The sequence below is a fragment of the Listeria cossartiae subsp. cossartiae genome, assembly GCF_014224155.1.
GTDB lineage: Bacteria > Bacillota > Bacilli > Lactobacillales > Listeriaceae > Listeria > Listeria cossartiae.
The window spans coordinates 478,953-499,068 of sequence record NZ_JAASUI010000002.1; the positions used below are offsets into that span (position 1 = coordinate 478,953).

The 20,116-nt window shown below is 36.7% G+C and carries 18 protein-coding genes and 1 CRISPR repeat array; of the genes, 16 read left to right on the plus strand and 2 right to left on the minus strand.

The genetic code is table 11. The features are described from left to right. Positions 1–110: 110 nt before the first annotated feature. Entirely contained in the window at positions 111–773 is a 663-nt protein-coding gene (locus HCJ30_RS09535) for an MgtC/SapB family protein (protein WP_185391939.1), read from the minus strand. Between the two features lie 130 nt (positions 774–903). Between HCJ30_RS09535 and HCJ30_RS09540 the strand changes: the two genes are divergently transcribed. The 15 genes from HCJ30_RS09540 to HCJ30_RS09610 all read left to right on the plus strand — a co-directional run bounded on the left by HCJ30_RS09540 (position 904) and on the right by HCJ30_RS09610 (position 17,081). Further along, positions 904–1,743 carry an energy-coupling factor ABC transporter ATP-binding protein gene (locus HCJ30_RS09540; RefSeq protein WP_185391940.1) on the plus strand — a complete coding sequence of 280 codons (840 nt, stop codon included), beginning with the start codon at positions 904–906 and terminating at the stop codon, positions 1,741–1,743. Next, the gene (locus tag HCJ30_RS09545; RefSeq protein WP_185391941.1) at positions 1,719–2,585 is read left to right on the plus strand and encodes an energy-coupling factor ABC transporter ATP-binding protein; all 867 of its coding nucleotides are present in this window, start codon (positions 1,719–1,721) and stop codon (positions 2,583–2,585) included. The genes HCJ30_RS09540 and HCJ30_RS09545 overlap by 25 nt, the downstream gene beginning before the upstream one ends. 2 nt (positions 2,586–2,587) lie before the next feature. Beyond that, the gene (locus HCJ30_RS09550) at positions 2,588–3,385 is read left to right on the plus strand and encodes an energy-coupling factor transporter transmembrane component T family protein (RefSeq protein ID WP_023548321.1); all 798 of its coding nucleotides are present in this window, start codon (positions 2,588–2,590) and stop codon (positions 3,383–3,385) included. A gap of 5 nt (positions 3,386–3,390) precedes the next feature. After that, on the plus strand, positions 3,391–4,137 hold the full coding sequence (gene truA / locus HCJ30_RS09555; RefSeq protein WP_185391942.1) for a tRNA pseudouridine(38-40) synthase TruA: 747 nt from the start codon (positions 3,391–3,393) through the stop codon (positions 4,135–4,137). A 194-nt stretch (positions 4,138–4,331) separates the two neighbouring features. Next, entirely contained in the window at positions 4,332–4,769 is a 438-nt protein-coding gene (rplM, locus tag HCJ30_RS09560) for a 50S ribosomal protein L13 (protein ID WP_008948835.1), read from the plus strand. A 21-nt stretch (positions 4,770–4,790) separates the two neighbouring features. After that, positions 4,791–5,183 (plus strand): 30S ribosomal protein S9, encoded by a 393-nt coding sequence (gene rpsI, locus HCJ30_RS09565; RefSeq protein ID WP_003726075.1) that lies wholly within the window; start codon positions 4,791–4,793, stop codon positions 5,181–5,183. Positions 5,184–5,479: 296 nt separating this feature from the next. Beyond that, the gene (locus tag HCJ30_RS09570) at positions 5,480–6,865 is read left to right on the plus strand and encodes a T7SS effector LXG polymorphic toxin (RefSeq protein ID WP_185391943.1); all 1,386 of its coding nucleotides are present in this window, start codon (positions 5,480–5,482) and stop codon (positions 6,863–6,865) included. Between the two features lie 9 nt (positions 6,866–6,874). Continuing rightward, complete coding sequence (locus HCJ30_RS09575; protein WP_185391944.1) at positions 6,875–7,363, plus strand: hypothetical protein; 489 nt, start codon at positions 6,875–6,877, stop codon at positions 7,361–7,363. 456 nt (positions 7,364–7,819) lie between these two features. Continuing rightward, positions 7,820–11,824 carry a type II CRISPR RNA-guided endonuclease Cas9 gene (cas9, locus tag HCJ30_RS09580; protein ID WP_185391972.1) on the plus strand — a complete coding sequence of 1,335 codons (4,005 nt, stop codon included), beginning with the start codon at positions 7,820–7,822 and terminating at the stop codon, positions 11,822–11,824. Then, complete coding sequence (cas1, locus tag HCJ30_RS09585; protein ID WP_185391945.1) at positions 11,825–12,691, plus strand: type II CRISPR-associated endonuclease Cas1; 867 nt, start codon at positions 11,825–11,827, stop codon at positions 12,689–12,691. Next, the gene (cas2, locus tag HCJ30_RS09590; RefSeq protein WP_003733027.1) at positions 12,688–13,029 is read left to right on the plus strand and encodes a CRISPR-associated endonuclease Cas2; all 342 of its coding nucleotides are present in this window, start codon (positions 12,688–12,690) and stop codon (positions 13,027–13,029) included. Before cas1 ends, cas2 begins: the two co-directional genes overlap by 4 nt. Next, positions 13,019–13,681 carry a type II-A CRISPR-associated protein Csn2 gene (gene csn2, locus HCJ30_RS09595; RefSeq protein ID WP_185391946.1) on the plus strand — a complete coding sequence of 221 codons (663 nt, stop codon included), beginning with the start codon at positions 13,019–13,021 and terminating at the stop codon, positions 13,679–13,681. The genes cas2 and csn2 overlap by 11 nt, the downstream gene beginning before the upstream one ends. 126 nt (positions 13,682–13,807) lie before the next feature. Next, positions 13,808–15,163: a CRISPR direct-repeat array (repeat unit 36 nt; unit sequence GTTTTAGAGCTATGTTATTTTGAATGCTAACAAAAC). A gap of 144 nt (positions 15,164–15,307) precedes the next feature. After that, positions 15,308–15,664, plus strand: coding sequence for a hypothetical protein (locus HCJ30_RS09600; protein WP_185391947.1), 357 nt, complete (start codon positions 15,308–15,310; stop codon positions 15,662–15,664). A gap of 121 nt (positions 15,665–15,785) precedes the next feature. Further along, on the plus strand, positions 15,786–16,208 hold the full coding sequence (locus HCJ30_RS09605; RefSeq protein ID WP_185391973.1) for a MerR family transcriptional regulator: 423 nt from the start codon (positions 15,786–15,788) through the stop codon (positions 16,206–16,208). A gap of 21 nt (positions 16,209–16,229) precedes the next feature. After that, positions 16,230–17,081 (plus strand): aldo/keto reductase, encoded by an 852-nt coding sequence (locus HCJ30_RS09610; protein ID WP_185391948.1) that lies wholly within the window; start codon positions 16,230–16,232, stop codon positions 17,079–17,081. Between the two features lie 41 nt (positions 17,082–17,122). Here HCJ30_RS09610 and HCJ30_RS09615 read toward each other — a convergent pair whose 3' ends face one another. Next, positions 17,123–18,649 (minus strand): GW domain-containing glycosaminoglycan-binding protein, encoded by a 1,527-nt coding sequence (locus HCJ30_RS09615; protein ID WP_185391949.1) that lies wholly within the window; start codon positions 18,647–18,649, stop codon positions 17,123–17,125. Positions 18,650–18,917: 268 nt separating this feature from the next. Between HCJ30_RS09615 and HCJ30_RS09620 the strand changes: the two genes are divergently transcribed. Beyond that, the gene (locus HCJ30_RS09620; protein WP_185391950.1) at positions 18,918–19,946 is read left to right on the plus strand and encodes an Mrp/NBP35 family ATP-binding protein; all 1,029 of its coding nucleotides are present in this window, start codon (positions 18,918–18,920) and stop codon (positions 19,944–19,946) included. Positions 19,947–20,116 lie beyond the last annotated feature (170 nt).

Consider the following 20,116-nt stretch of genomic DNA (forward strand, 5'->3'; position numbering starts at 1 on the left):
TTCTCTCTATTCAGTTTGTGCTGACGGGTGAATTATAGCAAATGGAGAAGCTGGAAGTAAATGGATATTCTGTGAACAAAAACGTGTGAAAATCATTGGAAAAGCCCTGTTTACTCCATTTTTTCCACAGTTACATTAGGAAGTGCTTGGATAAAGTGAAATAGTTCATATTCGTCGTTCTTATTCTTTGTTTTTACAACAATATTTACACGGATAAAAAGACTTTCGCCAATAAGTTCTTTCTCGCTAGAATACGAAACGATTTGTTGTTTATTTTGTTGAATCTGGTCAGTAACTTTCACGAGGTTTTCCTGCTTGTCGGTGGAATAGATTATCGCGGTTGTATGAAAGGCGAATGATTTGAAGATGATACTGAGAAATTCTAAGCCAATCAACGTTAGTAAAGTTGCGGCGATCCCAATCCAGTACATCCCAGCGCCGATAGCTAGCCCGATGCCAGCAGTAGCCCAAAGCCCAGCCGCTGTCGTTAGCCCGCGTACAAATTTCTTTTGGATAATAATCGTACCAGCGCCAATAAAGCCGATACCACTTACCACTTGGGCTGCGACACGACTAGGGTCAAACGATACATTTTGCATGGTGGCAATTTCGGAAAAACCGTACTGAGAGACGATCATAATCAAAGCGCTACCTAAAGAAACCAAGAAATGCGTCCGAAATCCAGCTTCTTTCGCTCTAATTTCCCGGTCAAGTCCAATAACTGCTCCAAGGAGGCCCGCAACAACAAGTCGTAAAATAAAATCTGCTAACATAGTTATCACATCCTTAACGTTAATATATTCCCTTTCGCATTAAAGCAAAACAATCAAAAAGGAAATTTTGCGCCGGATGGATGTTTATACTATAATAAACAATGAATGGTCAAAAAGTGAGGTGTTAGGTGTGACAGAAAGTTTTGTGAGATTAGAGCACGTTTTTTATAAATATGAAGATACGGACAAATATGCAGTGAAAGATGTATCCATTTCCGCTCAAAAAGGTGAATGGGTTGCGCTTGTTGGGCACAATGGTTCAGGGAAATCCACTATTGCGAAATTACTCAACGGCTTACTGTTTCCGGAAGATGGCTTAATTAAAATCGGGCACTTTGTTTTGTCTGAAAAAAATATATGGGATATTAGACGACAAGTTGGGATGGTTTTTCAAAATCCGGATAACCAATTTGTTGGGGCTACTGTGCAAGATGATGTCGCGTTCGGGCTTGAAAATCACGGGGTTCCACATGATACGATGGTGGAACGAGTGGAGTCGGCTTTGAATGAAGTTGGGATGCAAAGCTATGCGCTACATGAACCAGCGAGACTTTCTGGTGGACAAAAGCAACGTGTCGCAATTGCGGGTGTTCTGGCACTTCAACCGGATGTGATTATTTTGGATGAGGCGACTTCTATGCTTGATCCAAGGGGGCGCGCCGAAGTAATGGAAACGATTCGGATTATGCGCGAGCAAGAAGATATCACGGTTATTTCGATTACGCATGATTTGGATGAAGTCCTTTTTGCAGATCGGGTAATTGTGATGAATAAAGGTGAGGTTCATAGTGAAGGCACGCCGAAAGAAATTTTTCAGCAAGCAGATGCAATGCGAGAAATTGGCCTAGGAGTTCCATTTATTATTGAATTACAAGAAAAATTAGTTGCAGGTGGCTTTGAAACAGGAAGTACCGTGCTATCGGAAGGAGCATTACTCGATCAATTATGGAAATTAAACTCGAACAACTAGGTTATTGTTATCAAAAAAATAGCCCTTTTGAAAAGCGAGCATTGCTTGATGTGAATGTTTCTTTTGATTCTGGTAGCTATTCTGCAATTATTGGACATACTGGCTCGGGGAAATCGACTTTGCTGCAACACTTGAATGCTCTTTTAATGCCGACAGAAGGTAAAATTACGGTTGGTGACCGAGAAATCGTTGCTGGTGTGAAGCAAAAGAAACTACGTGATTTACGTAAAAAAGTCGGGATTGTGTTCCAATTTCCAGAAGCACAACTTTTTGAAGAAACGGTTGAAAAGGATATTTGCTTTGGGCCGATGAACTTTGGGGTTTCCGAGGAAGATGCGAAACTACGCGCTAAAAAAGTGATTTATGAAGTCGGGCTGACCGAAGAAATTTTGTCGCGTTCGCCGTTTGAACTTTCTGGTGGGCAAATGCGCCGGGTAGCGATTGCTGGTGTTTTGGCGATGGACCCAGAAGTTCTTGTGCTAGATGAGCCGACAGCAGGACTAGACCCTCATGGCCGCGAAGAAATCATGGAAATGTTCTACAACCTTCATAAAGAAAAAGGGCTAACGACGGTCCTTGTCACGCATAGTATGGAAGATGCTGCGCGCTATGCGGAGAAAATTGTCTTAATGAAAGCTGGGACAGTTTTGCAAATTGGCTCGCCGCGTGAAATTTTTGCGAAGCCAGGTGAACTGGTTGATCTTGGTTTATCTGTGCCAGATGTAGTTAGATTTCAAGGACTTTTCGAGCGCAAATTTGACGTGAAATTAACGAAGACATGTTTAACTATTGATGAATTAACAACTGAAATGGCGCCTTACTTAGCGAAGGGCGGGGCATAATTATGATGGATAAAATGATTCTCGGACGTTATATTCCGGGAAATTCTTGGCTACATCGAATTGATCCGCGCGCAAAAATCACTGCAGTTATGGCGTTTATCGCGATTGTCTTTTTAGCAAATAATTGGCTAACGTACGCGCTGATGTTTGCCTATGTTTTGTATTTAGTCCTAACTTCGAAAGTGCCATTTTTATTTTTTATTAAAGGTTTACAACCAATTTTCTGGCTTATTTTAATTACGCTATTACTGCAAGTCTTTTTTACGAAAGGCGGGACGGTTTTAGTTGATTTAGGACTTTTACAAATCACGACACTTGGGCTGGCAAATGGAGCGATGATGTTTTGCCGTTTTGTACTAATCATTTTTATGACGACGCTGCTAACATTAACGACAAGCCCAATCGAACTAACAGACGGACTGGAGAAAATTTTAGCGCCGTTCCGTTTAGTACATTTACCAGTACATGAACTTGCTTTAATGCTGAGTATTTCTTTACGATTTATTCCAACATTGATGGATGAAACGGAGAAAATTTTAAAAGCGCAAAAAGCTCGTGGGGTTGAATTTACGAGTGGAAAATGGAGTGACCGGATTAAAGCGATTATTCCGCTACTCGTGCCACTTTTTATTAGTGCGTTCAAGCGTGCGGAAGACTTGGCGATTGCGATGGAAGCCCGTGGTTATCGCGGTGGTAAAGGGAGAACGAGATTCCGTTTACTGCGCTGGCGATTTGCGGATACTTTCTTATTAATTTCTTTAGCGGTGTTAAGTGGATTATTATTTTGGTTGCGGAGTTGAAATGAATGACAAGATATAAAGCGATAATTTCTTACGATGGCAGCGGCTTTTACGGTTATCAAGTGCAACCGAATACGCGGACGGTCCAAGCAGAAATTGAAAAAGCGCTGAAAAAAATGCATAAAGGCAAGGATGTTCGGATTACCGCTTCGGGAAGAACTGATACTGGCGTTCATGCAAAAGGCCAAGTAATTCATTTCGATTCGGAACTCGATATTACGGCAGACAAATTTCAAAAAGCTTTGCAAGTCATGACGCCATTTGATATTAGTTTTTTGACGGTGGAGGAAGTTTCTGCTGATTTCCATGCGAGATTTGGTACGGTTGGAAAAGAATATCGTTATGTGGTAAAACGGACGAAGATTTTTGATCCTTTTAGTCGGAATTTTGCGCTACATTATCCATATGAATTAGATCTTTCGAAAATGAAGTTGGCGAGCGAGCGTTTAGTTGGTGAGCATGATTTTACTAGTTTCTGTTCGGCAAGGACGGAGCGGGATTCGAAAGTGCGGACGCTTTATAGTATTGATTTTTATGAAGAGGACGACGAGACGTTAGTGATTGCTTTTCAAGGCAATGGCTTTTTGTATAATATGGTGCGAATTTTGACTGGAACTCTGCTCGATGCAGGGCAAGGTCGAATCTCTCCGGATGATATTTCGAAGGCTTTATTAGCACGTGATCGGCAAAAATTAATTAGTAAAACTGCGCCACCACAAGGGTTATATTTATGGCGAGTTGACTACGAATAAAATTTGGATGTTTTTTTGCAGAACGCATTGACTTTTTGCGCTAAAAACTGTATTATGGACTATGGTATTGTTTGCCCCACAATAAGCCCCGGAAGGTTGTTGTGTTTAAACAATAAAAATATAGAATAGCATTTCGGGAATTAGGAACAGTTTTCGGGAGCTAATTTGTTTCAATTTATTTAGGAGGGTAATTCATGCGTACAACTTATATGGCGAAACCCGGCGAAGTAGAACGTAAATGGTACGTTATCGACGCTACTGGTGTTTCTTTAGGACGTTTATCCAGTGAAGTTGCTTCAATTCTTCGCGGAAAAAACAAACCACAATTTACTCCACATATCGACACTGGAGACTTTGTAATCATCATCAACGCTGGTAAGATTGGTCTTACTGGTAAAAAAGCTACTGACAAAATTTACTACCGTCACTCTCAATATCCAGGCGGTTTGAAATCTCGTACTGCAGGCGAAATGCGTACAAACAATCCTGAGAGATTATTAGAACTATCTATCAAAGGTATGCTTCCAAAAAATTCTCTTGGACGTCAATTATTCAAAAAATTACACGTATACGGTGGATCTGAGCACGAACACGCAGCTCAACAACCAGAAGTATACGAATTACGCGGTTAATTAATAAAGGAGGAATACTAAGTGGCTCAAGTACAATATTACGGAACTGGTCGTCGTAAAAGCTCTGTAGCTCGCGTACGTTTAGTACCAGGCGACGGCAAAATCGTTATTAACAATAGAGACTGGGAAGATTACATCCCATTTGCAGCTCTTCGTGAAGTTATCAAACAACCTTTAGTAGCTACAGAAACTTTAGGTAACTATGATGTACTAGTAAACGTTCACGGTGGTGGTTACACTGGTCAAGCCGGTGCTATCCGTCATGGTGTAGCTCGTGCACTATTACAAGTGGCTCCTGAGTACCGTCCAGCACTTAAATCTGCTGGCCTACTTACTCGTGACCCTCGTATGAAAGAACGTAAAAAATACGGACTTAAAGGCGCGCGTCGTGCACCTCAGTTCTCAAAACGTTAATATGTCGTTTCAAAGCATTTCCCTTTTCGGAGGGGGATGCTTTTTTTGTTTTAGTTTTAGCATAGTTTGATGAAACTACATAGAGGAAAAGTAATGTAAGTGGCTATTTTGCAGTGAGATTAAATTGATGAAGAGGGTGCAAATGAATTAAGAGTTGTACAAGTTAATTAGTATTATTGGAGTCATACTGTTTGTGAATGTTATAATAAAAGTAGATTATAAACATCAAAAGAGAGGGTGCAAACACATGAAACGAGAAAAACAATACATGTCACGATACAAGGGGCAGATGCTCGTTGAGTCGAATTGACATCGCAGAATTAAACAGATTTCTACATAACTTGAAAAGTAGTAATGATGAAGCAAGAAGAATGCTTGGAAAAGTGCAAGAAGTTGCGAAAGCGTATGCGACTGATGCCAGTTTGAAAGGGAAAGCAATTGAAACATCTCAAGCCTATTTCGATCAAACTTATTCTGTTATTTGTAAAAGTCTTATCGAAGCACTGAATGAAAGTGAAGAAAGGCTAGAGTGTTATATTTGTGAGTTTGGAGAGCAAGTAGACTCTTCATATAACGCCCGAATCGATGCAGAAATGTTGCAAGAAGCAATATTTCGATTAGCTGAAATTAAACGGAAACAAGAAGACCTCTTGCAAAGAATATCTGCTTCTACAGGAACATTATATGAAGGTGAACAACAAAGGCTTCGCACCCAATTCACGGATGCCTTGGAGCAAGAAAAAATCTTAGAACGCTACATTGCTTTTGAACAGAGTCATGGCCGTTTTTTTGACTCATTTAGTGAGCTTGTTTATTGCGCGGGGAAGGCAGTTCGAGAACTATCCGATAACGTTACATTTAATAGTCAAACAGGTACATATAATATAGGTAAGTTAGATACCAATAAGTTTCACATACTGCAGAAGTTTTTGCCTAAAAAGAAAAAGTATAATTTTAATGAATATGAAATCAGGTGGAATGGCGCTACTCACATTTTACTTAAAGGTGGCATAATAGATGCAGAGGCAACAGCCGCTTACAATGATGCTGTAGCAAAAGGAGAAATACCCAAAGTCTCCAATCAAGCAACCGAAAGCGCAGAAGAAATTAACGCGGTTGTTAATGCACTCAAAAAAGGACAAGACCCCATTACTGGTCAGGAAATAAGCAAAGCGCAGAGTTTTGGAATCACGATAGGTTTAGTTTATATGTATGTTGGAGGCAAATACAAAGGAAGAAAGATTAAGCTGCCGAAAAGTGCGTTAGAAAATTTGGAGAAGCAGCAGGCGTTTAAAGATAAGGGAGTTGGTGGAGCTGATATTCCAAAACCTAATGTTGGGATTGTGCAATCAAGAGTAAATTTAGCAGAAAACCCGACTAGATTTAGCCCGTCAAAAAATGCGGGGATGAAACACGTCAGAAATAGACATTATAATCCTTCGAAAAATGCAGGGCAGTTTACAATCCCTGAGTCAGATTTAAAAAATATACTGCAATCAAAACAAGTTGTAAAAACACCTGTAAAGCAGATAGAATCTGGAGACTTTGAAAGAGTAATAGATATAGGCAAAAATATGGGGACTGTTAAGCCTAGCTTAGGCGGTCAAACAACAACATGGATAAAGGTTATCACGGATAAAGCAGGCAATATAATTACTACTTATCCTGTACCTAAGCCTTAGGAGGAGAATATGAAAGAAGATATTTTAGCGATTTACAATAAGTTTGAAATCAATAATTTGAACATGTTCTTTGATGATCTTATTGAATATGTGAACAAGTATTATACTGTGTTTTCGAAATATATATCTTTAGATTACCTAGATGCAATAACGAGACTTGATTCTACAAGTTTAATTCTAGGACATTCTGATGACAATTTTGAAATAGCCATCCCTTTTTATACAAATAAGGTTATAGAAGGTTTAAATGAAGAAGAACTTTCTAATCAAGTCTCATCATTGATATGGGATTTAAGTGCTTATATGACGGAGGAGTTATGTCCTAGCTGTAATGATAGTAATTTACGATTAACAACAATGGTCAGTAGAGAGGATATACTGGTTAAATTTTGTGATGAATGTTTGTATACGGGCATTAGAAATGAACATGTGGAAATTGAAGAAGAGCTTATTCCAGCACCAAAGAAGAAGGTAGAAGAGTATTTAAGGGTAACATAATATGCCGCCCCCTAAAGGTCAAAATAAAAAAGGCGCCTTATCATGATGTTAGTAAGCGCAGGTCTATAATTAATTTTTCAGGAAAAACTAAAAGAACAAACCACTTAAAATTGGTTTGTTCTTTTTATTTAAACTTAAATTATATTCTTAGGTCTTTGTATAGCTAGATGCAAAAGAACAATAATTCATTGTGATTATTATAACAAATCTATAAAAACATGTTATAATAATTAAAGGTTCATAATAATTAGACAAAGAGATAAATAAGGATACTTTGCAATATAAAGATAGAAAAAACTACACAAAAAAAGCGCCGAAACAGCGCTACTTAATTAAAAGTTGATAACGGACAAAGCCTTATTTTAACTTGCTATGTTATTTTGAATACTAACAATATATACATTGTACCAAATTATAAAAAGAATGCAACTAAAAATTGTTGAAGGGATGAAAAAAATGAAAAAACCGTACACGATTGGCTTAGACATAGGGACGAATTCGGTTGGATGGGCAGTGTTATCAGATCAGTATGATTTAGTGAAGAGAAAAATGAAAATTTCTGGAGACTCAGAGAAAAAACAGATTAAGAAGAATTTCTGGGGTGTTAGACTGTTTAAGGAAGGCGAAACAGCAGTAGTGAGAAGAAAGAGCAGAACGGCTAGAAGGAGAATAGAGAGAAGGCGCAATCGTATTTCTTATTTACAAGAAATCTTTGCAATACAGATGAATGAAGTAGATGATAACTTTTTTAACCGATTGAAAGAAAGTTTTTATGTCGAAAGCGATAAAAAGTATAATCGTCATCCTTTTTTTGGAACAATAGAGGAGGAAGTTGCTTACTACAAAGATTTTCCAACAATCTATCACTTACGAAAAGAATTAATTGATTCCCAGAAAAAAGCAGACTTGAGACTAGTTTATTTAGCTTTATCTCATATTATAAAATATCGAGGACACTTTTTGATTGAAGGTGCACTTGATACTAAAAACACTTCTATAGATGAAATGTTTAAGCAATTTCTACAGATATATAATCAAGTATTTGCAAATGACATCGAAGAAGCCTCACTCAAAAAAACAGAAAAAAATCAAGAAGTAGCTCAAATTCTTGCAGGAAAGTTTACGCGAAAAGATAAGCTAGATAAAATCTTAAGTTTATATCCAGGGGAAAAAACTACAGGAGTCTTTGCACAATTCGTAAATATAATTGTAGGTAGTACTGGGAAGTTTAAAAAACATTTTAATCTGCATGAAGAAAAAGATATTAATTGTGCGAAGGATACTTATGATACAGATTTAGAATCCTTGTTAGCGATAATTGGAGATGAGTTTGCTGAAGTCTTTGTTGCAGCAAAAAATGCCTATAATGCTGTTGTGTTATCGAATATTATTACGGTTACTGATTCAACGACAAGAGCGAAATTGTCGGCTAGCATGATTGAACGTTTTGAAAACCATAAAGAAGATTTGAAAAAAATGAAAAAATTTGTTAGAACTTATGTGCCAGAAAAATATGATGAAATATTTGAAGATACCGAAAAACATGGCTACGCAGGTTATATAAGCGGTAAAACAAAGCAAGCAGATTTTTATAAATATATGAAAGCAACATTAGAGAAAATCGAAGGCGCAGATTATTTTATTGCTAAAATAGAAGAAGAAAACTTTTTACGAAAACAGCGGACATTTGATAATGGCGTTATTCCGCACCAACTACATTTGGAAGAACTAGAGGCAATTTTACATCAACAAGCCAAATATTATCCTTTTTTAAGAGAAGACTATGAAAAAATAAAGAGTTTAGTAACATTTAGGATTCCTTATTTTGTAGGTCCCTTAGCTAAAGGGCAAAGTGAATTCGCTTGGTTAACTCGAAAAGCTGACGGTGAAATTAGACCATGGAATATAGAAGAAAAAGTAGATTTCGGCAAGTCTGCGGTAGATTTCATTGAGAAGATGACGAATAAAGATACATATTTGCCTAAAGAAAATGTGTTACCTAAACATAGTTTGTGTTATCAAAAATACATGGTTTATAATGAGCTAACCAAAATCAGATACATTGATGATCAAGGGAAAACGAACTATTTTTCAGGGCAGGAAAAACAACAGATTTTTAATGACTTATTTAAGCAAAAACGTAAAGTGAAAAAGAAAGATTTGGAGTTATTTTTACGCAATATAAACCATGTTGAAAGTCCAACCATTGAAGGTTTGGAGGACTCTTTTAATGCTAGTTATGCTACCTATCATGATTTACTGAAGGTAGGGATAAAACAAGAAATTCTTGATAACCCACTAAATACGGACATGCTAGAAGATATAGTCAAAATTTTAACTGTGTTTGAAGATAAACGTATGATTAAAGAGCAGTTACAGCAATTCTCTGATGTTTTGGATGGAACAGTTCTGAAAAAATTAGAACGACGACATTATACAGGATGGGGAAGATTGTCAGCTAAGTTACTTGTTGGAATTCGTGATAAACAATCTCATCTTACTATTTTAGATTATTTGATGAATGACGATGGGCTAAATCGCAATCTGATGCAATTAATAAATGATAGTAATTTATCATTCAAATCAATTATCGAGAAAGAGCAAGTATCTACAACTGATAAAGACCTTCAAAGTATTGTAGCGGATCTTGCTGGTAGTCCCGCTATTAAAAAAGGTATCCTGCAAAGTTTGAAAATTGTTGACGAACTGGTTAGTGTAATGGGCTACCCACCTCAAACAATTGTTGTAGAAATGGCAAGAGAAAACCAAACAACAAATAAAGGGAAAAATAATTCTAAGCCGCGTTATAAATCATTAGAAAAAGCTATCAAAGAATTCGGTAGCCAAATTTTGAAAGAACACCCGACTGATAATCAAGAATTAAAAAATAATAGACTGTATCTGTATTATTTGCAGAATGGGAAGGATATGTACACTGGACAAGAGTTAGATATTCATAATCTTTCTAACTATGATATCGATCATATCGTGCCCCAGAGTTTTATAACAGATAATTCCATTGATAATCTTGTATTGACGAGTTCGGCTGGAAACCGAGAAAAAGGGGATGATGTTCCGCCGCTAGATATCGTTCAAAAGAGGAAAATATTTTGGGAGAAGTTATACCAAGGAAATTTGATGAGCAAGCGTAAATTTGATTATTTAACTAAAGCTGAACGTGGCGGGCTTACCGAAGCAGATAAAGCGAGATTTATTCATCGACAATTAGTAGAAACTCGTCAAATAACGAAGAACGTGGCCAATATTTTACATCAACGTTTTAATTATAAAACTGATGACAATGAAAATACCGTGGAGCCGGTTCGGATTGTAACATTGAAATCCGCGTTGGTTAGCCAATTCCGCAAGCAATTTCAATTATACAAGGTGCGTGAAGTTAATGATTATCACCACGCACACGATGCATATTTAAATGGCGTTGTCGCTAATACGTTATTAAAAGTATACCCGCAGTTAGAACCAGAATTTGTTTACGGTGAATATCATCAATTTGATTGGTTTAAAGCAAATAGAGCTACGGCGAAAAAACAATTTTATTCAAACATTATGCTGTTCTTTGCACAAAAAGAACGAATAATAGATGAAAATGGTGAGATTCTTTGGGATAAAAAGTATCTGGAAACTATCAAGAAAGTTCTTAACTATCGACAAATGAATATTGTTAAGAAAACAGAAATTCAAAAAGGCGAATTTTCAAATCAGAATCCTAAACCGAGAGGGGATTCCAGTAAATTAATTCCTACGAAAACAAACTTGAATCCAATAAAATACGGTGGTTTCGAGGGTTCTAATATGGCTTACGCAATCATCATTGAACATGAAAAGCAAAAGAAGAAGGTAACAATTGAGAAAAAACTAATTCAAATTAACATCATGGAACGTAAGGCATTTGAAAAAGATGAGAAATTTTTCTTAGAAGGAAAGGGGTATCATCGGCCTAAAGTGCTAACGAAATTACCGAAGTATGCGTTATATGAATGTGAACAAGGGCGCCGAAGAATGCTTTCAGGTGCTAATGAAGCTCAAAAAGGAAATCAGCAGGTCTTGCCAAATCATCTAGTAGCACTGCTATACCATGCGAAAAATTGCGAGGCAAGTGATGGAAAAAGTCTTGATTATATTGAAAGTCATAGAGAAATGTTTGGTGAACTACTAACACATATATCAGAATTTGCGAAAAGATATACATTAGCCGATGCTAATTTAAACAAACTTACGAAGCTTTTTGAGCAAAATAAAGAGGGCGATATCCAGGCTATTGCACAATCTTTTATTAATTTAATGGTATTTAATGCGATGGGAGCACCGGCAAGTTTTAAATTTTTTGAAACTAAAATTGAGCGTAAAAGATATAACAATCTTAAAGAACTATTAAACTCCACCATCATCTACCAATCAATCACAGGGTTATATGAATCGCGAAAAAGGCTGGATGATTAAATGGGCTGGCGGACAGTTGTTGTAAATTCACACTCGAAATTATCATACAAAAACCAGCATCTTGTTTTTAAATCTGCCTATCAACATGAAATGATTCATCTATCAGAAATTGATGTTCTCATACTAGAAACAACAGATATTACTCTGACGACTATGTTAATCAACTGCTTAGTAGCTGAAAATATTTTGATTCTCTTTTGTGATAACAAGCGACTGCCTATTGGAAAGGTGCTTCCTTTTTATGGTCGACATGATAGTAGTTTGCAATTATCAAAGCAAATGGGATGGGATTCTGAATTAAAGTCCGAGGTATGGACAGAAATTATTTCTCAGAAAATCTTAAACCAAAGTACGTTTTTATCGATGTTGAATTACGATGAAAAAGCTGATTCATTAATAAAGTTACATGAAACTTTAGAGATATTTGATCCAACTAATCGGGAAGGACATGCAGCTAGGATATATTTCAATCAGCTTTTTGGAAATGATTTTACGAGGGAACAAGAAAATGATATTAATAGTGGGCTGAATTATGGCTATACATTATTGTTGAGTGTTTTTGCGCGAGAATTGGTGAAATCGGGGTGTATGACGCAATTTGGTTTAAAGCATTCTAATCAATTTAATGACTTCAATTTCGCCAGTGATATAATGGAACCTTTTAGACCACTAGTGGATCAAATTGTGTATGAAAAGCGAAATGAGGATTTTCAAGTAATCAAACGCTCCTTATTTGAATTATTCAACAAGCAGTTTGACTATAATGATCAGCATATGTTTTTAACAAATATTGCTAGTGATTACACGAAAAAAATAGTAAAAGTCTTAAATGAAGAAAGGGAAGGAGTTCCTGAATTTAGGATATGAGTTATCGATATATGAGAATGTTATTAATGTTTGATATGCCGACAGACACAGCCAAAGAAAGAAAAGCGTACCGTCAATTTCGACGCTTTATACTGAGCGAGGGTTTTATTATGCATCAATATTCCGTTTATAGTAAAATTTTATTAAATGGAACTGCTAGTAAGGCAATGCTCGCGCGCTTGAAACAACAAAATCCTAAAAAAGGCCTGATTACGCTATTGACTGTTACCGAAAAACAGTTTGCACGTATGGTATATTTAAGTGGTGAACAGAATAAAAGTGTAGGTAATTCAGATGCCAGACTCATTTTCTTAGGAGATGCTATCGATGAATTTTAATTTTAAACTACTTGATGAGCCTATAACAATTGAGGATTCGACCATATTTGTGATAGAAGATGTACGTGTTTTTGCAAATGTTGCAAAGTTGTTCTATCAATATGATGAAACAGAGGAATTAAAAGTTTTCAACGCGAAACAGCAGCCCTTAAAAAGTAGTGAATTGATGTTGGTTACAGATATATTAGGCCACGATATCAATTCTGCTGCAACGTTAAAATTAATTTATGCTGATTTAGAGCAGCAACTTAATGAAAAGCCCGAAGTAAAATCAATGATTGATAAGTTAACTGCGACAATTAGCGAGTTAATAGGTTACGAGCTATTGGAGCATGAACTAGATTTAGAAGAAGATGAAATCACGGTTATTGAATTATTTAAAGCTTTAGGAATAAAAATAGAAACTAAAAGTGATACAATTTTTGAGAAATTAATTGAAATTGTACAAGTCTATAAATATTTATCAAAGAAAAAATTGTTAGTTTTTATTAATGTATGTGCTTATCTTACAAAGGAAGAGTTGGTAGAATTAAGACGGTATATTTCTTTGTATCAAGTGAAAGTTTTGTTTATTGAACCTAGAAAAACAGACGGCTTTTCGCAGGTTATTCTGGATTCGGATTATTTTCTGCATGTGGAAAATGGTGTTTAAGGACCGGACGTTCTTTGAAAATAAAATATAGTTTAATTAATTTATTAAAGCAGCATTCAAAATTGAAATCTTGCTATGGATAAGTAGCGCGATTACGGAATCTTGGAGGATAAAAAATTCTACGAGGTTTTAGAGCTATGTTATTTTGAATGCTAACAAAACACGTCCCTCGTCGATAGCTTTAACCATGCGGTTTTAGAGCTATGTTATTTTGAATGCTAACAAAACTCATCACTTATGTTTTTGTAAGAAATGAACGTTTTAGAGCTATGTTATTTTGAATGCTAACAAAACTTAAAAATTCGATTTGAAGTGCCTGTTGAGGTTTTAGAGCTATGTTATTTTGAATGCTAACAAAACTGAAATATTACATGCAATCTTTTATGAATCGTTTTAGAGCTATGTTATTTTGAATGCTAACAAAACGCCCATCTAGGCTTAAACGCCCCTCGTCAAGTTTTAGAGCTATGTTATTTTGAATGCTAACAAAACTTAAGTATCGGTTGTATGACACAACTAATTGTTTTAGAGCTATGTTATTTTGAATGCTAACAAAACCCGTAATTAACGAGGGCGACCCTGCTGCCTGTTTTAGAGCTATGTTATTTTGAATGCTAACAAAACATTCTAGGAAGTCTACCAGAGACGAGAAAAGTTTTAGAGCTATGTTATTTTGAATGCTAACAAAACTGGAAATAGATTATTTAAAACGCTTCTTTCGTTTTAGAGCTATGTTATTTTGAATGCTAACAAAACTCATTCTCCTTCACGTGTTGCGGTTGAGCTGTTTTAGAGCTATGTTATTTTGAATGCTAACAAAACCTCCTTTAATTAATCTCCCTCGATAAGTATGTTTTAGAGCTATGTTATTTTGAATGCTAACAAAACGTTAATAAAAGTTTTTAAATATGACGATAAGTTTTAGAGCTATGTTATTTTGAATGCTAACAAAACTTTCATCATTTGAACTTATCCAGTCTAATAGTTTTAGAGCTATGTTATTTTGAATGCTAACAAAACCTGGCTATACAATCTTAAAAAGAGCGAAGAGTTTTAGAGCTATGTTATTTTGAATGCTAACAAAACCGGCACGTCAAAACGGTTGGAAAGTGATCAGTTTTAGAGCTATGTTATTTTGAATGCTAACAAAACAAAAAAGTTGGTGCTGTGGCGCATGTTCCTGTTTTAGAGCTATGTTATTTTGAATGCTAACAAAACCTGATGATATGCCTTGGCCACGTTCAAATGGTTTTAGAGCTATGTTATTTTGAATGCTAACAAAACTTGACTAATGCGCTTCTTGAAATTGTGTCCGTTTTAGAGCTATGTTATTTTGAATGCTAACAAAACTCCATTTGCTTCGATTTTTTTCCGGATTAAGTTTTAGAGCTATGTTATTTTGAATGCTAACAAAACTAAAAACAGCCATTCGCAACTAATTGAGCAGTTTTAGAGCTATGTTATTTTGAATGCTAACAAAACTCTCCGCCGCCATTTCGGTGTAGCAGGTGCGTTTTAGAGCTATGTTATTTTGAATACAAATGTCTAAGAAACAAATGTTTTCATAAAACAGTTCTTAGTAGATTTTAAAAATGACTACAAAAGTTTAAAAAGGAGACCACCACATTGAAAAAGTCCTCAATCATTTTTATTTTTTGCGCACTCCTCCTAACAGCATGCTCAACCACCCAAAAACAAACACAAACCACCGAAGCGACAGGCACGATAGAACAAGTAGAAACAGGATCAATTTTAATCAAAGACTTCAAAGAAAAAAACGACGAAACGAACCCAGAATCCAGCATACGTTTCCAAATCGCCAACAAATACTACGACGAAACAGGAAACAAAATAAAACTAACCGAACTAAACAAAAATGACAATGTAAAAATCATTTTAACAAAAAACTTCCCAATCCAAGAAACCTTTCCAGCCCAAATAGACTCAAAATACGTCCAAAAAATCATCCTACTAAATAAATAAAACTCTCTCACCCGCAGAGAGTTTTTTCGTTCCTCAAAAAAATAAAACTAAAACCCTTGCCTTGGTGTGAACTCCAAGGTTTATAATTCTATATGTAAAGAACGAAACGAGGTGATGGATGATGAATATCAAGCAAGCGGCCGATATGTTTGGACTTACGGTAGATGCGTTGCGGTACTATGAGCGGGTTGGTGTTATTCCGCCAGTCCATCGTAACGAAAGTGGTTACCGGGATTACAAAACAAGTGATTTGAACTGGGTTTATCTCGTGAAAAAATTGCGGAATGCGGGATTGTCGGTGGAATCTTTAATTGAGTTTGCCACACTTGCCCAACTTAGAGAAACGCAAAATGTCGAAGCGGCGCAGAAACAAGTTTTGATTGACCAACTAAAAGAATTAGACGAAAAATTAACCGAGATGAAGCAGGTCAGAGATTTACTTGTTTACAAAATTGATACTTACGATAGCCACATTGCCCAGTTTAAAACAGGCGAATTGACAGCGGATAATGTAGAAAAATTATGGGAACGGGACAAATTTTAAATCTAATAGGAGGAATTTTAGATGAAAACAGTGAGATTAAATAATGGTGTAGAAGTACCTATTCTTGGTTTTGGAACTTATCAAATTCCCGATGCAAACGAAGCGGAGCAAGCGGTCAAAGATGCGATTACTGCGGGCTATCGTCATATCGATACTGCGCAAAGTTATATGAATGAAGAAGATGTAGGTCGCGGAATTGCGGCGTCTGGCGTGGATCGAAAAGAGCTATTTATTACAACGAAAATCTGGGTAGAAAATGTTAGTTATAAAGGTGTCATGAGTTCCTTTGACCGGTCGTTAAAACGTTTAAGCGTGGATTATATTGATTTGCTGCTAATTCATCAACCTTTTAATGATGTTTACGGCGCATGGATGGCGATGGAAGAATTACAGGCAGAAGGTAAAATTAGGGCGATTGGCGTATCGAATTTCAGCGTGGATCGAGTGATTGACCTAGCTGCCTTCAATGATGTAACGCCGCAAGTTAACCAAATTGAAGTCAATCCTTTCCAACAACAAACCGGAAATCTCGAGGTTTTGCGAAAAGAAGGTGTTGCAGTAGAAGCATGGGCGCCGTTCGCGGAAGGTAAAAATGATATCTTTAACAATCCAGTTCTAACAAAAATTGGAGCGAAATACGATAAATCTGCTGCTCAAGTAATTTTACGTTGGCTAGTAGAACAAGATATCATCGTCCTAGCAAAATCTGTAAAACCAGAGAGAATGGCTCAAAATTTAGCCGTATTTGATTTTGAGTTAACCGATGCAGATAAAAAAGAAATTGCGAGCTTAAACCAAGGTGAAAGCCAATTTTTCTCGCATGCCAATCCAGAAATGGTCAAATGGATGGCGAGTCGCAAACTAAATGTATAAATAAAAACGAGGTCTGCGTAAGTGCAGAACCTCGTTTTTTATTATCCGTTAATGTCGATAGCTTTAATCCAACCTAATGAACTGTGGCTGTCTTTAATATGCAACCAATCTTCGCCTAGAATAGTAGCTGTTTGATCCACTACTAAAAGTTTCCCATAGTAGAAACCAACTGCTTTTGATTTAGTACTCGTTGCTTCTACTGGCTTGTTGTATAGTGTTGCTGTTGGATCTTGTACATAAACGACTTGTGTAGCTGGTTTTTCTTCAGCGGGAGTGTAAAAGATATTTAAGTCTTTCTCACTAACCCAGCCAACCATTTTTCCATCTAACTTGAACTGGTACCAAAGGATATTTCCAACTTTAGCGCGAGTTACAAGTTCTAATTTTTCATCGCCATAATCAGCAAGTGGTGCTAATTTTTCTGCGTTTTTTGTGTTGAATGGTGCAGTCCATACGTTGTCAGTTACTGATTTACTAACTGTGGCATAGCCGTCATAAGAAGTTTGTTCCGTAATGCGGTCATACAAACGATCATTCAACTTATCAGCGCGAACCCATCCGATTACTTCGCCACCTTCTGAAAGTTGGAACCAAGCATAGCCGTCACGCGTAATTTTTTTGCCGGCTTGAAGGGCTTTTCTATCATATTTTGCGATAGTGCCGTTATCGAATTGTTTTTCAGGATTAGGCAGACGGTAAATATGAGCGTTTAAATCATCTACATATTTTGTGAGTGCCACATTTTCTGCGTCCTTCTGGTGATAACTAAGGTTAAGCGCATTGCTATTCACCCAACCGATATCTTTGTTGTTTTCGCGAATAAAGTACCATTGGCCTTTTTCCGTTTTAGCTTCCCAAGAAATTTCTAGGTTGCGTCCAGTATAATTTTTCAAAGTACCGAGCTCGCTAGCATTTGTAGTATTGTATGGTGCGGACCAAATGACTTCTTGTTCTTTGCTCTCAGCTACTGTGCCGATAGCGGCTAGGGCCTGGTTGGATTCGATTTTGTCGTAAACAACATCATATTGATCTAAATTGTAACGCTCAATAATGGCTACTAATTTAGAAACATAATCCGGGTCAGTCGCATAGCCGCCGTCTTTAATAGCTTGCAATGCTTTACGGTAATCAGTTTCACCAACAGCGCCTTGGTAACGACTGTTTTCGGTAATTAAAGCAGTGTGATCTTCTATCGATTCTTTCCAACTCGGGTAAACGCGGAAGTTAGCCGTAGTTGAGCCGGATGCTTCCATTGTACCCATTGAAACCGAATTGCCTTTATAAGTTCCTTTAATACCAAACAAGTTATTGGAGTTCTGGCTTAAACCACTTTCGCCCCAATTAGATTCTAAAATAGCTTGCGCAAGCGTTACACTCGTAAGCAATTTACCATCGCGATATCCATCCTGAGCCGCTGGTAAAATCTCATCAATAAACGCTTGTTGCGAAGTAGTTAAATCAGCTTGAGCAGTTTGACTACCTCCTGTTTCTGCACCAGCATTTATAGAAACGACTAAAAATGCCACTATCAGCAGAATAATCCCTGGTTTTATAAACTTTTTGTTCAAATTTCAATGCACTCCTTTATATATATCTGCCACTATAGTATCAATAAATAAGTTGTAAAAACTATTACATTTCTATGACGAAAAACATCTAAACTCCCAAAGCGATTGGCGCACAACGACTAAACTGCGAAATCGTAAATATGTAAATTTTGTGAAAATCCCTTCAAATTGTTTTTATAAAGAAGAAATAAGCAATATGTGAAAAAATAAAACAGCCATGCTATAATAAACAGTATGTCAGCGCATTCATTTTTGGAGGTTTTTATATATGTTAAACGAACAACAAATTACTAGATTGCTATACCGATTACAAGATCCTGTTTTAGAAGCGAGCTTAGAGGAAACAGAAGGTATTTTAGAAGTACAAGTACTTGAAGAAACAGCGAACATCAAAATCGCATTAGCTGATCCAGCAATAGAAACGGATCATTTTGTTCATAATATAGAAGAACTTCTCACCCAATTTGGTGTAAATGAAATAAATATCGAGCTGGAATACTTACCGGCAGCAGTGATTGACCGTATTTTCCAAGCAAGAGATAATATACTTTCCGAATCTAGCGAAACGAAATTTTTAGCAATCGCGAGTGGTAAAGGCGGCGTTGGAAAATCAACTGTGTCCGCTAATCTTGCCGTCGCCCTAGCTAAACAAGGGAAAAAAGTAGGATTACTAGACGCGGATATATATGGATTCAGCATCCCTGTACTATTAGGGACAACAGAATCACCCCGCAAAGAAAATGGCCAAATCATTCCAGTCGAAACGCACGGTATCCAAATGATTTCCATGGATTTCTTTGTAGAACCAGGAGAACCAGTTATTTGGCGCGGACCAATGCTAGGCAAAATGATCAAAATGTTTTTAGAAGAAGTAAGATGGGGGAAACTAGATTACTTACTTATCGATTTACCACCCGGAACAGGGGATGTTGCGCTAGATATCCACACGCTTATCCCGAAATGCAATGAACTTATTGTCACCACGCCGCACTATGCAGCCGCTTCAGTTGCATCACGAGCAGGATACATGGCAGCAAAAAATAACCATAAAATCATCGGCGTAATTGAAAATATGTCGTACCTTACCTTAGAAGATGGACAAGTTTTAAAAGTATTTGGACAAGGCGGCGGAGAAAAAGTAGCTGCAGACCTAGAAACACAACTTTTAATACAAATGCCAATAGAACAACCAGAACCAAACGGAAACGGCTATGTATCAGCTCTTTTTGACTCTTCAAGCAACTCAGGAAAAGCCTATAAAACACTTGCTGAGAAAATAATTCCATATTTATCATAAAAACTTTGTAAAAAGTATTGACGAAAGGCAAAAATCTTGGTATATTTATAAACGTTGCTGATGCGGACAAAACGCTTTCGCAGCAAAAGAAACTGACCTTTGAAAACTGAACAAAAAAGAAGACGAAAAGCAATGAGACGTAAAGTCTCACTGGTAATCGCAGGGCAGAA